The sequence below is a fragment of the Acholeplasma equifetale ATCC 29724 genome (assembly GCF_000687735.1).
GTDB classification, from domain to species: Bacteria; Bacillota_I; Bacilli_A; order Acholeplasmatales; family Acholeplasmataceae; genus Acholeplasma; species Acholeplasma equifetale.
This window is the reverse complement of the sequence record NZ_JHXL01000005.1, coordinates 1-12,985: the sequence shown is the minus strand read 5'-3', so window position 1 is coordinate 12,985 and position 12,985 is coordinate 1. Positions and strand designations below refer to the sequence as shown.

Below are 12,985 nucleotides of genomic sequence, written 5' to 3'. Positions count from 1 at the left end.
GGTGAAGAGAATGGTAAAAATTATTGGAGGCGGTTTAGCTGGTAGTGAGGCAGCATGGTTTCTAGCTAACCGCGGTATAAAGGTCAAATTATATGAAATGAGACCAATTAAAAAAACACCTGCACATGTTACAGAACAATTTGCAGAGTTAGTATGTTCAAATTCTTTAAGATCAAATGATCCATATAATGCTGTTGGATTATTAAAAGAAGAGATGAGGATGTTTGGTTCACTTGTTATGGAAAGTGCAATCCAAGCTGAAGTTCCGGCAGGGAGCAGTTTAGCGGTTGATAGAGACCGTTTTTCAGGCTATATAACAGAAAAAATTATGAATCATCCAAATATTGAAGTTATTCGTGAAGAAGTCAAAGAACTTAATGAAGATGAATTAACAATTATTGCTGCAGGTCCACTTGCCAGTGAACCTTTAAGTGAATTTATTAGAAATAAATTACATAGTGAATCATTACATTTTTTTGATGCGGTTGCACCAATACTTAGTGCAGAGTCAATTAACATGGATATATGTTACTTAAAGAGTCGCTATGATAAAGGTGAAGCTTCATATATTAACTGTCCTATGAACAAAGAAGAATATGATAGATTTTATGAGGCATTAATGACTGCTGAAAAAGTTGTTCCAAAAGATTTTGAAAATAATGTGTTTGAAGGATGTATGCCTGTTGAAGTGATGGCTGCAAGAGGTTATGAAACATTAAGATTTGGACCATTAAAACCGGTTGGGTTGGAAAAAGCAGACGGTACATTACCATATGCTGTTGTTCAACTTCGTCAAGATGATTTGAATAAAACAATGTACAACATTGTAGGTTTTCAAACAAGTTTAAAATGGGGCGATCAAAAACGCGTTATACAAATGATTCCGGGATTAGAAAATGCCGAGATTTTAAGATACGGAGTGATACATCGTAACACATATTTAAACAGTCCTGATTATCTTAATCAAGCATTTCAAGTGAAAAATATACCAAATTGGTTTTTCGCAGGCCAAATCTCAGGTGTTGAAGGTTACGTTGAAAGTGCAGCTTCGGGTATTAATGCTGCAATTAACATGTATCACTATATTAAAACAAACGCAGTTAAACCTTTACCAGTTCATTCAATGATGGGCGCTATGAGTCAATATATATCTCATTATCATCATCAATTTGTCCCAATGAATGCAAATTTCGGACTATTAGAAGAAGTTAAAGCTAAAAAACAAGAACGTAAAAAAATATATCACGATAGAGCCATTGAAGCGATTCAAAATTATATAAAGGAAAATCTATAATGGATGTTTTGGTGTTATATAAAGATTATTTAATGATTGAAATGAATTATAGTGAAGATACGGTCATAAGTTATCTAAATGATGTTGAGCAATTTGAACAGTTTTTAAAAACAGAAGGTTTAGCAGATAGTTTATTAGGTGCTACGCGTGAACGTTTAGCACGTAACTATATTTCATATTTGGATAACCAAAACTTTACAAAAACTTCAATTGCAAGAAAAATTTCAGCATTAAAAAACTTTTATTCATATTTACAATCTAAAAATTTGATAGATATCAATATTTTTCAGTTTGTAAAAACACCGAAAGTACCAAAACGATTACCTCAAGTGATTCAAGATGAAGAAATTAATTATTTATTTGAATCAATTGATCGCACAAAACCACTAGGTGTAAGGAATTATTTAATATTAGATTTGTTGTATAGCTGTGGATTACGTGCATCTGAATTAATTGGATTAACGATATCTGATGTATATATATCGAATGAACAATTAAAAATACATGGTAAAGGTGGCAAAGATCGATATGTACCTTTACATCAAAATTTAGTTGAACAGTTAAAATTTTATCTAACATATACACGTGCAACATTACTAGCAAAAGGCACGAATACAAATGAGAAAAAATTATTTATTAATTATAAAGGGACGCCTTTAACAGAACGTGGATTAAGAGTGATTTTAAATGATATTATTACAAAAAGTGGAGAAACATTTAAAATTCATCCACATATGTTAAGACACGCCTTTGCAACAACACTTTTAAATCATGGTGCAGATTTAAGAGTTGTTCAAGAGTTATTAGGGCATGCACATCTAAAATCAACTCAAATATATACACATGTTTCAAGTGAAGTTGTTAAAGAGAAATATTCAAAAACACATCCAAGGATGATTCAACATGAAAAAAATAAGTGATATGATTATTGAAGAAGGTTTAGAAAACCAAGAAATACATAAAAAAAGAGTAACTGTTCGAGGGGTTATCCAACAAGGTAATAAAGTTCTAATGGTATATTCACCGCTTTTTAAAGATTATACATTTCCAGGTGGTGGTGTTAAAGATAATGAAACTTTAGAAGATGCTCTAAAAAGAGAATTAGAAGAAGAATTAGGTGCTAAAAAAGTTTATAATATTTCACCTATTGGGTTTGTTGAAGAAAAACGATATGGTGTGAGTGGTTCAAATCATGTTTACCATCAAACATCATTTTATTTCACATGTAAAATTGACCAATTAGGTGAGCAAAAATTAGAATCACGAGAATATGAACACGGTGTCATACCAACTTGGATTGAAATTAAAGAAGCCATTTTAGTTAATGAAAAAACAATCAAAGAAGCACCAAGAAATAAAGGTATGAAAACTGTTTTACCAAGAGAAAATGCGGTATTAAAATATTTATTAAGAGGTTTAGAAGATGAGAAAATTTGAAGTGATTCAAAGTTATTTGGATAAAGATATAAAAATACCAGAACGAGCTACAAAATATAGTGCTGGATATGATTTGGCGTCTGCTGAAGATATCACAATTAATCCAGGTGAAATAAAGCTAGTTCCAACGGGGTTAAAGGCAGATATGCCCGAAGATGAGGCTTTATTTGTATATCCAAGATCAAGTTTAGGAATTAAAAGAAGATTAACAATGTCAAATAATGTAGGTGTTGTTGATAAAGATTATTATAATAATGCTGAGAATGAAGGACATATAATGATTCCAATTTATAATTTTGGAACTGAAGTGCAAGTGATTAAAAAAGGTGAACGTATTGCACAAGGTATTTTCCAAAAATATGGTTTAACTGATAATGATAGTGCAAAAAAATTAAGAAAAGGTGGATTTGGAAGTTCCAATTAAGGGGATAAAAAAATGAAAAAGATATTATTAACATTATTTGCAAGCTTAAGTTTATTTTTAGTGGCTTGCCAAGACTCAAATTTAAAAAAAGTACAAATTACGTATGTATCTGAAAATGAATTTTTATTTACACAAGAAGTTAATGCATTTGAATATTTCTTACCATCAGAAGATCCAACAAAAGAAGGATTTATTTTTGGTGGATGGTATTTAGATAAAGAATATAAATATCCAATGGGATTTAATTCAGGTGCTGCAACAAATCTAACATTATATGCAAAATGGATTAAAAATGATACAGATTTATCAAGCGAAGATTTAGAAACGTGGTTTACTGAAAATATAGATTTTATAAAATCTTTATTAGGAAATACTGGATCATTAACTGCAAAAGAAATTATTTCTTTAGTCAATCAAGCACAAATTGAATTAATAAAACAAGCAAATAAAAGTGTAGTTATGATTGATATTGTTTCTGGTTCTGAAGAAGGTTCAGGTGGATCTGGTGTTATTTACCGCAAAGAAGGCAATACATATTATGTATTAACAAATGAACACGTAACGTATGGATCAACAGGTTCAAACTTTAAAATCACTGTATTTGATGGTGAAAATCGCAAGAGCTATACAGGTATTACTAAGGTTGCAGAAACCGCAGTAAAAGATTTAGCGATTTTAAAATTTACAACAACCGATGATTTACCTGTTATACCAATGGCAGATGGTTCTAAAATTCAAAAAGGTGATATGGTATATGCAATTGGTTCACCAGTATGGTTTGAAGATATCGTAACATTTGGTATTGTTTCATACGCTAAACGAAACGACTGGGATGATTATCAATTTGATGCTGATGTCATTATGCATACGGCACCAATTAACCCGGGTAACTCAGGCGGTGCATTAATTAATATCTATGGTGAATTAATTGGAATTAACGCATATTCATACCCAATGTATGATGAAGAAACAGACTTACAACTTTATAATTTTGCAATTCACATTGATGAAGTAAAAACATATATTTCTGGTAAAAATTAATATAATTGTTGCAAAATATATAACTTTATGTTATATTTAATTGGCTGCAAAAAACACATGTGTAATGTTTCTTTTGCCAAGTGCTAGTTATCTAGTGGTGAAAGTGAAGTTGCACAGAGGAAAAAAACAAAAAATGGAGGAATTTAATTATGGCAGTAGTTTCAATGAAACAATTATTAGAATCAGGTGTTCATTTCGGTCACCAAACTAGAAGATGGAATCCAAAAATGGCACCATACATCTTCACAGCTCGTAAAGATATTCATATCATCGACTTGAAGATTACAGCTCAAAAAATTGAGGAAGCATACAATGCTTTATACAACATCGTTAAAGACGGTGGAAAAATTTTATTTGTAGGTACTAAAAAACAAGCACAAGATGCTGTTAAAGAAGAAGCTATCCGTTCAGGTCAATACTATGTTGATCACAGATGGTTAGGTGGTACATTAACAAACTTCAAGACAATTAGAAGACGTATTAAATTATTACACGATTTATATGCTGATCAAGAATCAGGTAAATGGGATTTATTACCTAAAAAAGAAGTTGCTAAATTAATCAAAACTAGAGAAAGACTTGAAAAATTCTTAGGTGGTATCAAAGATATGCAAAGATTACCACAAGCAATTTTCGTTGTTGACCCTAAAACAGAACAAATCGCAGTTGCAGAAGCTAAAAAATTAGGTATTACAGTTGTAGGTATCGTTGATACTAACTGTGACCCTGAAATGGTTGATTATGTTATCCCTGCAAACGATGATGCAATTCGTGCTGTTAAATTAATTACATGGGCTATGGCTAATGCAGCTATCGAAGCTCAAGGTGGCGTTGTTGAAAAATTCGAAGATGAAGAAGTTTCAATCGATGAAAAAGAAGAACAACCAAAGAAAGCCCCTAAAGCACAAAAAGAAGCTAGAGAGCCTAAAAAAGCTAAAGAAGAAAAGAAAGCTGAAACTAAGACTGAAGAAGTTAAAGTAGAAGAACCTAAAAAAGAAGAATCAGTTGATTTAAGTTCATTAAAAGTTGCTGAATTAAGAGAATTAGCAAAAGCTAAAGGTGTTGCTAATTATTCAACAATGAGAAAAGCAGAATTAATTGAAGCTTTAAGCCGCTAATGTAAAAAGGGGATGAATGTTTTCATCCCTTTATTTTGAAAAAAAGACGTTTTATATAGTATAATGATATTGATAAATGTAAAGGAGAGTATCTAAATATGGTTATTACTGCTGCAATGGTCAAAGAACTAAGAGACAGAACAGGCGCAGGTATGTTAGATTGTAAAAAAGCGCTAGAAGAAAATGATGGAAACATCGAAAAAGCAATTGAATACTTAAGAGAAAAAGGTATTGCTAAAGCTGCTAAGAAAGCAGATAGAATTGCTAGTGAAGGGTTAACAGATGTAATTATTGAAGGAAATAAAGCAGTTTTATTTGAACTAAATTCAGAAACTGACTTTGTTGCTAAAAATGAATTATTCTTAAACTTATTAAAGAGTATCGGTCAACAATTAATTAAATCAGATGCAAAATCAGTTGAAGAAGCACTTCAAATTAAAGATGCAAATGGTGACACAATTGAACAACAATTACTTCAAGCTACAGCTAAAATTGGTGAAAAAATCACTTTAAGAAGAGTTGTATCAGTGACTAAAGATGCAAGCGAAAGCTTTGGTTCATACAAACACATGGGTGGTAAGATTTCAGTTTTAACAATTGTTAAGAAAGAAGATGCAGAAGTATCTAAAGATCTTGCAATGCATGTATGTATGTTCAACCCTAGATTCTTAGATAGAGCATCTGTTGACCATGAAACAATTGAAACTGAAACTCGTATCATTAAAGAACAAGTTGCTCAAGATCCAGCATTATCAAGCAAACCTGAAAAAGTATTAGAAGGTATTATAAATGGTCGCTTAAACAAAACATTACAAGAATTCGTATTATTAGAACAAGGTTTTGTTAAAGACCCAGCATTAAAAGTTCAAGATTACTTAAAACAACATAATAATGAAATCGTTAACTTCGTTCGTTTAGAAGTTGGAGAAGGTATCGAAAAACAAGTCGTAGATTTCGCAGAAGAAGTAAGAGCGCAAGCTAAAATTTAACCAAAATTGGGGGAATTCGTGATGTATCAGCGCGTTATACTCAAACTTTCAGGTGAAGCTCTTAAAGGTCATGGTGTTTATGGAATTGATCCACAAACCGTTAAAGGCATAGCGCTTGAAATTAAAAAAATGAGAGATTTAGGTGTTGAAGTTGCTGTTGTTGTAGGTGCTGGAAATCTCTGGCGTGGTAAAACTGGTGAAGAACTAGGCATGGATAGAGCTCAAGCAGACTATATGGGGATGCTTGGTACAATTATGAACTCTTTAGCATTACAAGATGCATTAGAAGGACATAATGTTGCCACACGTGTAATGTCAGCATTACCAACCTCAGCTGTTGCAGAACCTTATATACGTAGAAGAGCTTTAAGACACTTTGAAAAAGGTAGAGTTATTATTTTAGCTGGTGGAACAGGTTCTCCTTATTTCTCAACTGACACAACTGCAGCATTAAGAGCTGCCGAATTAAATTGTGACGTAATATTAATGGCTAAAAATGGTGTAGATGGTGTTTATGATAAAGATCCAAACATCTATAAAGATGCTGTTAAATATGACACATTATCTCATCAACAAGTTTTAGAAAAGAATCTTCAAATCATGGATTCTACAGCTGCTTCATTATGTAAAGACAACAACATTGATATCTTAGTATTTGATATGAATAAAGAAGGAAACATGATTAAAGCAGTAAAAAAAGAAGCAATCGGAACGATTGTAACCAATGGAGTGTGAATTATGATCGAACAAGCAGATATGCTAATGTTAGAGTTTGAAGAAAAGATGGAGAAGTCAGTTCAATCTTTACAACGTGAGTTTGCAACTATTCGTACAGGTCGTGCAAACCCAAATCTTTTAGATCGAATTGTGGTTGAATATTATGGAACTCCAACACCATTAAAACAAGTTGCTAGCATTTCAGTTCCTGAGGCTCAACAACTTTACATCAAACCTTTTGATAAATCTATTTTAAAGGACATTGAACAAGCAATTAATGCATCAGACTTAGGCTTACCACCACGTAATGATGGTGTAGGTATTCGCTTAATGTTACCTGCATTAACTGAAGAAAGAAGAAGACAACTCGTTAAAGAAGTTGAAAAATTCTCTGAAAACGGAAAAGTTGCTATTCGTAATATTCGTCGTGATGCTAATGACCAAATGAAAAAACTTGGATTAGCTGAAGATATCGAAAAAGGATATTTAGATGATATTCAAGTTTTAACTGATAAATATGTTAAAAAAGTTGAAGAATTAACTAAAGAAAAATCAGACGAATTATTAACAATATAAGATAAAGGACATCAATTTTTACATTGATGTTCTTTTTTGTTATAATAAAGAAAAAGGAGAAAAATTCGAATGACAAAAGGGTATGATAAATTGACAATGCTTGTGAAATTAATCCTCCAAATTTTCTTTGGATATATTATTTCACCAGCATATAGAATTATAAAAGGTATTGAAAAAGGCGATGCAATGTTAATTATTTTTGGTATCATTGCATTAATACCAATCTTTTGGATAATTGATATCATTACAATCATTTTAACTAATAGAATTAGCATTTTAGCGTAAGAAAAGAAAACCATCAAATGATGGTTTTCAATTTAGATAAGGGTGAAAAATTATGGAATTTATCAAATGGATGGATAATCTTCCATTATGGGTTAGATTATTTTTGCATTACCGTTTTTAGATATGGTTTGGGGTATTTATCGACTTATTAAAGGTATTGAAAAAAATAATTCTGGATTAATTATTCTTGGTATTGTTTGGATTATTTTTGAAAAAGTAGGGTTATTTTTAGTTGATCTTATTACTATAGCAATTTATGGTCATCCAGTTTTAACTGACGAACTATAAATTATATACCTGGGTTTACAACCCAGGTTTTTTTATGAATCATGATATAATGACCTAAATTAAAGAGGTGATTATTATGGTTCAAGGATTTAAGTATCACGGTACAAACAAAGTTTTTTATTCAAAATATGAAAATGGAAGTTGGCAAGAAGGTATTTTAAGTAATTCAATCTCAATCGAACTTAGTGTTTTATCAAGTGCAATTCAATACGGTCAATCAATATTCGAAGGATTAAAGGCTTATCGCTCAAAAGATAATCGAATTCTTTTATTTAGACCTGATGCAAACTATGAAAGATTTATGACTTCATCAGAGCGATTACTCATACCAAGAATGACAAAATCATATTTTTTAGATGCTATTTTAAAAGTGGTAGATGCTAATAGAGACTTAGTACCATCATACGAATCTAAAGGAGCTTTATATATTCGACCATTTATTATTGGAACAGAAAGTGTGTTAGGTGTCCGTTCAAGTGAAACTTTTTTATTTGGTATTGTTGCAACACCTGTTGGAAGTTATTTTAAGGATGGGTTTCAACCAATTAGATTAACAACAACAAGTTATGATAGAGCAGCACCTAATGGATTGGGTCATGTAAAAGTTGGTGCGAATTATGCAGCAAGTTTATATCCTAAAAAGTTAGCTACTAAAGATGGATTTGATGATTGTTTATATTTAGATCCTAAAACGCATTCAAAAATTGATGAAACTGGTGCGACTAATATCATTGGTATAAAAGGAAATGAAATGATCACACCGCAATCTAACTCTATATTACCATCGATAACAAATCAATCCCTTCAAATTTTAGCAAAAGACTATTTAAATCTAAAGGTTAAAAAGCGTTCAATTAAGATAAACGAATTAGAATTATTTGATGAACTTGGTGCATGTGGTACAGCAGCTGTCATCACACCAATTAAAGAAGTTTATCATGATGGTCATACGTATCAATTTGATTCTTACGTAATTTTACACAAATTATATAATTTATTACAAAGTATACAATATGGTGATATAAAAGAACCATACGGATGGGTTTATTCTTTATAATTTTGTTATAATAAGTAGCAAGAGGAGATTTTATCGTGGAAAAAGAAAAATTACCCAGACATGTAGCAATAATTCTTGATGGTAATGGTCGTTGGGCCAAAAAACGATTACTACCAAGACAGGCTGGACATTATCAAGGTGGCCAAAATCTTGTTACAATTGCTCAATATGCCAATCAAGTTGGTATAAAGATGCTTACAGTTTATGCATTTTCTACAGAAAACTGGAAACGTCCTAAAGAAGAAGTCGATTATTTAATGACAAAACCAGCTCAAATGATTATGGAAAACATTGAAAAGTTTAAAAAATCAGATATCAAAATTCTTATTCAAGGTAGAAAAGATAGAATTCCAGAAAAACTATTAAATGCTATACGATTACTCGAAGATGTGACAAAGGATCATCAAGGTATGGTACTTAATATCTGTTTTGATTATGGGTCATATGATGAATTACTAACAGCCTTTAAAGCGGTTAAAGAATTTACAGTTGAAGAAGTTTATAAAAATTTAATGGTTAAAGAACCAGTTGATTTACTTATTAGAACAAGTGGTGAATTAAGAATTTCAAATTTTCTACTTTGGCAAATTGCTTATGCAGAATTCTATTTTACAAAAAAACATTGGCCTGAATTTACAAAAAAAGAATTTAATAAGGCTATGAAATCTTATGCTAAACGCAACAGACGCTTTGGAGGCTTAAAACAATGAAGCAAAGAGTAATTACTGCTTTAATATTAGCACTCATACTAACACCAGTTACAATTATTAACGTACCTTGGGTATTTAATATATTTCAATTATTAGTAGTATCTATGGTTGTAATTGCAACAATGGAAATGTTAGCTATGTATGAACATGAAAAACCAATCAAATTAAGTATTAAAATTGTAATTTTAATCTTAACCTTGCTAACTTATATTAATTTAGGAACATTATTAAAACCTATTAATCCAACAATTTCTCATGAATTACAATTGATTACACTAAATATTGACCCGATTGTTGTTATTTCATTAGTCACACTTGTTTTATTAGCTTGTATGGTATTTGTTGATGAATTTACAGGTGCTGACATTGGGAAGGCATTTACAATTATTTATTATGTAGGATTAGGTGCTGCTTCAATTACGTTATTACGTTATTTAGGTATTCGATTTATTGTTTACGTGGCACTAATTTCATTTGTTACAGATATATTTGCATATATTTTTGGTATTAAATTTGGGAAGCATAAGATGGCGCCAAATATTTCTCCTAAAAAAAGTTGGGAAGGTGCAATTGCAGGATCTGTTATTGCAACATTAATTGCATCAGCGTTTGCAATGTTTTATGGATATATTTTTACACCAAATGGATTTTTAGGAAGCATATTTAACCCAGCTGATTCAGAGGGGGTTTATTTAATTACAATATTTGATAATTTTACAGATATTGGACACAGAGACTTATGGCTTCAAGCCTTAGTGATTGTTCCTATTACATTCTTTGGAACAATTGCTGGGCAAATTGGTGACTTGGTTGCAAGTAAATTTAAACGCACCTATCATATTAAAGATTTTGGTAATATTATGCCAGGACATGGCGGTATATTAGACCGTTTTGATTCAATTATGTTTATTGGTATTTTATTCCTAAGTATCTTTATATTAATGACTTACATTTAAAAGGAGTATTATCCGAAATGACTTTAATTTATGAAATAATTATATTTTTATTAGTATTAACTGCAATTATATCAATTCATGAGTTAGGCCATTTTTTACTTGCGAAAAAAGCACATATTTTAGTACATGAGTTTTCAATTGGTATGGGTCCACATATTATTAAAAAGAAAAAAGGGGACACATATTATGCATTAAGAGTTATTCCACTTGGTGGTTATGTATCAATGAGTGGAGAAAATGGTGATTTTGCGTATATTAAAAAAGGATCGAAAATTGGTATTAACTTAAATGAAATTGGGTTAGTTAAAGAAATCACTTTAGATAGAACAATCTCGAATACAAGTTTTACAGGTGAAGTATTAGATTTTGATTTATTTGGTGAAAATTTAAAACCTTTATTTATTGAAATGAAACTTGAAGATGGAACAATACAAAGATTTCAAGTTGAACGCACAGCAAGATATTTATATAACTATAAAAAAGAAATTCAAATTACACCACATGAATCAAGTTTTGCATCTAAAACCATATGGCAAAGATTCTTAGTTTTATTTTTTGGTCCATTAATGAACTTTATTATGGCATTTGTTATATTTTTCTTAATTGGTATTATTCAAGGTAAGCCGTTAAATGATAATAAAATTGCAGAATCATTTAACAGTGATCTACTTGCAGGGGATGTTATCTTATCAATTGATGGTATTGAGACTAAAGATTCTAAAGATATACAAAATGCCTTATTACAAATCGCTGATGAAGAAGTTGAATTAAAAATTTTAAGAAATAATAATGAGGTTACTGTATCAACTTATGTAACAATTGTTCTTCAAAACTTTGGATTAGCAAGTAGCAAACAAGATGAACATGTAGGGAAAGTCATTATTGGTGGCATTGGTCAAAAAGCTAAAGCAGCTGGATTAAATTTAGGTGATGAAATTATTAGTATTAATGGTACATTAGTTCATTCTTGGGGTGATGTATTAAATATTGCTAGAAACTATAATGATTTAAGTATTAAAATAACTGCAAGAAGAGATAATGAAGAATTTGAAGTTGAATTTGAAGTTTTTAGTAATAGTACAATCGAAGCAATTGGTGAAAGACCAGTAATTGTCCAGTTAGGATTTAATACAGGCTATGCATTTGACTTAGGATATACATTTATATATCCATTTCAAGCATTTGGTGATTCAGTTACACAAATGATTTCAACATTAGGATTACTATTTAATCCAAGAAGTGGAATTGGCATTGGTGATCTATCAGGTCCAGTTGGTATTTTTTCAATCGTCTCAAGTGCAAGTCGAAGTGGATTAGGTATTGGATTTTGGAGTTTAGTTGCTTTCTTATCTGTAAATATTGGATTAATGAATTTATTACCAATTCCAGCTTTAGATGGTGGGCGCATCTTATTCTTAGGATATGAAGCAATCACTAAAAAGAAAGTTCCTGCTAAAGTTGAAATGTGGGTTAATAATATTAGTTTCATTTTATTACTTGCATTAATGTTATTTGTCACATCAAATGACATCATCAGGCTGTTTAAATAGATGGTTTTCTATGAAAATCATCTTTTTATTAAAAAGTAAAAAAAGGTGTTGACATTAAAAATGGTATGAGTTAGAATATTAGAGGTCGCTGACCAAGACGCTTAAAAAAATCTAACATATTAACTTATAAGTTAACGAAAATAAATAAAGTAAAAAAAGTAGTTGACAATATAATTTGATAGTGTTAGAATAAAGAAGCGCTTGAAAAACAAGCGATTTAAAAGAGTCTTTGAAAACTGAATGATGATGAACAATGAAACAAAAAACTAATTAATTTTAGAGCTTAAATTAAACTTTACAAAAATTTTTTGGAGAGTTTGATCCTGGCTCAGGATGAACGCTGGCGGCGTGCCTAATACATGCAAGTCGAACGCTCTATAGCAATATAGAGAGTGGCGAACGGGTGAGTAACACGTAGATAACCTACCCTTAACTCGAGGATAACTCTGGGAAACTGGAGCTAATACTGGATAGGACATATTGAGGCATCTTGATATGTTTAAAGATTTATCGGTTAAGGAGGGGTCTGCGGCGCATTAGTTA

Annotated in this window: 14 protein-coding genes, 1 rRNA gene and 2 pseudogenes; all 17 read left to right on the top strand. The window is 30.9% G+C overall.

Annotation, left to right across the window (positions count from 1 at the left end; translation table 11 throughout):
* The first annotated feature begins 1 nt into the window (after position 1).
* Positions 2-1,294 (top strand): methylenetetrahydrofolate--tRNA-(uracil(54)-C(5))-methyltransferase (FADH(2)-oxidizing) TrmFO, encoded by a 1,293-nt coding sequence (gene trmFO, locus T434_RS0103445; protein ID WP_026399912.1) that lies wholly within the window; start codon positions 2-4, stop codon positions 1,292-1,294.
* Complete coding sequence (locus tag T434_RS06805) at positions 1,294-2,214, top strand: tyrosine-type recombinase/integrase (RefSeq protein WP_162150681.1); 921 nt, start codon at positions 1,294-1,296, stop codon at positions 2,212-2,214. Before trmFO ends, T434_RS06805 begins: the two co-directional genes overlap by 1 nt.
* On the top strand, positions 2,198-2,731 hold the full coding sequence (locus tag T434_RS06800) for an NUDIX hydrolase (RefSeq protein ID WP_162150680.1): 534 nt from the start codon (positions 2,198-2,200) through the stop codon (positions 2,729-2,731). The genes T434_RS06805 and T434_RS06800 overlap by 17 nt, the downstream gene beginning before the upstream one ends.
* Positions 2,718-3,155, top strand: coding sequence for a dUTP diphosphatase (dut, locus tag T434_RS0103430; protein WP_026399911.1), 438 nt, complete (start codon positions 2,718-2,720; stop codon positions 3,153-3,155). Before T434_RS06800 ends, dut begins: the two co-directional genes overlap by 14 nt.
* 12 nt (positions 3,156-3,167) lie before the next feature.
* Complete coding sequence (locus T434_RS07455) at positions 3,168-4,196, top strand: trypsin-like peptidase domain-containing protein (protein WP_026399910.1); 1,029 nt, start codon at positions 3,168-3,170, stop codon at positions 4,194-4,196.
* 149 nt (positions 4,197-4,345) lie between these two features.
* Positions 4,346-5,095 (top strand): annotated as a pseudogene (gene rpsB, locus T434_RS0103420) (30S ribosomal protein S2); the annotation flags it as partial.
* Positions 5,096-5,215: 120 nt separating this feature from the next.
* A pseudogene (locus tag T434_RS08105) lies at positions 5,216-5,314 on the top strand (Rho termination factor N-terminal domain-containing protein); the annotation flags it as partial.
* A 98-nt stretch (positions 5,315-5,412) separates the two neighbouring features.
* Positions 5,413-6,303, top strand: coding sequence for a translation elongation factor Ts (gene tsf / locus T434_RS0103415; protein WP_026399908.1), 891 nt, complete (start codon positions 5,413-5,415; stop codon positions 6,301-6,303).
* A 21-nt stretch (positions 6,304-6,324) separates the two neighbouring features.
* Positions 6,325-7,038: a UMP kinase gene (gene pyrH, locus T434_RS06790; protein ID WP_162150679.1), complete on the top strand. Its 714-nt coding sequence runs from the start codon at positions 6,325-6,327 to the stop codon at positions 7,036-7,038.
* Positions 7,039-7,041: 3 nt separating this feature from the next.
* Positions 7,042-7,596 carry a ribosome recycling factor gene (gene frr / locus T434_RS07665; RefSeq protein ID WP_084301075.1) on the top strand — a complete coding sequence of 185 codons (555 nt, stop codon included), beginning with the start codon at positions 7,042-7,044 and terminating at the stop codon, positions 7,594-7,596.
* A gap of 69 nt (positions 7,597-7,665) precedes the next feature.
* Positions 7,666-7,881: a hypothetical protein gene (locus T434_RS0103405; protein WP_026399907.1), complete on the top strand. Its 216-nt coding sequence runs from the start codon at positions 7,666-7,668 to the stop codon at positions 7,879-7,881.
* A gap of 123 nt (positions 7,882-8,004) precedes the next feature.
* Entirely contained in the window at positions 8,005-8,169 is a 165-nt protein-coding gene (locus T434_RS07810) for a hypothetical protein (protein ID WP_156934086.1), read from the top strand.
* Between the two features lie 76 nt (positions 8,170-8,245).
* Positions 8,246-9,226, top strand: coding sequence for a branched-chain amino acid aminotransferase (locus T434_RS0103395; RefSeq protein WP_026399906.1), 981 nt, complete (start codon positions 8,246-8,248; stop codon positions 9,224-9,226).
* 35 nt (positions 9,227-9,261) lie between these two features.
* Positions 9,262-9,936 (top strand): polyprenyl diphosphate synthase, encoded by a 675-nt coding sequence (gene uppS / locus T434_RS0103390; RefSeq protein WP_210997116.1) that lies wholly within the window; start codon positions 9,262-9,264, stop codon positions 9,934-9,936.
* Positions 9,933-10,892, top strand: coding sequence for a phosphatidate cytidylyltransferase (locus T434_RS0103385; RefSeq protein WP_026399904.1), 960 nt, complete (start codon positions 9,933-9,935; stop codon positions 10,890-10,892). The genes uppS and T434_RS0103385 overlap by 4 nt, the downstream gene beginning before the upstream one ends.
* Positions 10,893-10,909: 17 nt before the next feature.
* Entirely contained in the window at positions 10,910-12,442 is a 1,533-nt protein-coding gene (gene rseP / locus T434_RS0103380; RefSeq protein ID WP_026399903.1) for an RIP metalloprotease RseP, read from the top strand.
* A gap of 305 nt (positions 12,443-12,747) precedes the next feature.
* Positions 12,748-12,985: ribosomal RNA gene (locus tag T434_RS0103375) — 16S ribosomal RNA — on the top strand; the annotation flags it as partial.

What these genes read in the sequence shown, in the direction of transcription:
- frr (WP_084301075.1), top strand. Translation starts at nt 7,042, where the DNA reads ATGATCGAACAAGCAGATATGCTAATGTTAGAGTTTGAAGAAAAGATG.
- T434_RS0103385 (WP_026399904.1), top strand. Translation starts at nt 9,933, where the DNA reads ATGAAGCAAAGAGTAATTACTGCTTTAATATTAGCACTCATACTAACA.
- T434_RS0103395 (WP_026399906.1), top strand. Translation starts at nt 8,246, where the DNA reads ATGGTTCAAGGATTTAAGTATCACGGTACAAACAAAGTTTTTTATTCA.
- T434_RS06805 (WP_162150681.1), top strand. Translation starts at nt 1,294, where the DNA reads ATGGATGTTTTGGTGTTATATAAAGATTATTTAATGATTGAAATGAAT.
- dut (WP_026399911.1), top strand. Translation starts at nt 2,718, where the DNA reads ATGAGAAAATTTGAAGTGATTCAAAGTTATTTGGATAAAGATATAAAA.
- pyrH (WP_162150679.1), top strand. Translation starts at nt 6,325, where the DNA reads ATGTATCAGCGCGTTATACTCAAACTTTCAGGTGAAGCTCTTAAAGGT.
- T434_RS07810 (WP_156934086.1), top strand. Translation starts at nt 8,005, where the DNA reads ATGGTTTGGGGTATTTATCGACTTATTAAAGGTATTGAAAAAAATAAT.
- tsf (WP_026399908.1), top strand. Translation starts at nt 5,413, where the DNA reads ATGGTTATTACTGCTGCAATGGTCAAAGAACTAAGAGACAGAACAGGC.
- rseP (WP_026399903.1), top strand. Translation starts at nt 10,910, where the DNA reads ATGACTTTAATTTATGAAATAATTATATTTTTATTAGTATTAACTGCA.
- T434_RS07455 (WP_026399910.1), top strand. Translation starts at nt 3,168, where the DNA reads ATGAAAAAGATATTATTAACATTATTTGCAAGCTTAAGTTTATTTTTA.
- T434_RS0103405 (WP_026399907.1), top strand. Translation starts at nt 7,666, where the DNA reads ATGACAAAAGGGTATGATAAATTGACAATGCTTGTGAAATTAATCCTC.
- T434_RS06800 (WP_162150680.1), top strand. Translation starts at nt 2,198, where the DNA reads ATGAAAAAAATAAGTGATATGATTATTGAAGAAGGTTTAGAAAACCAA.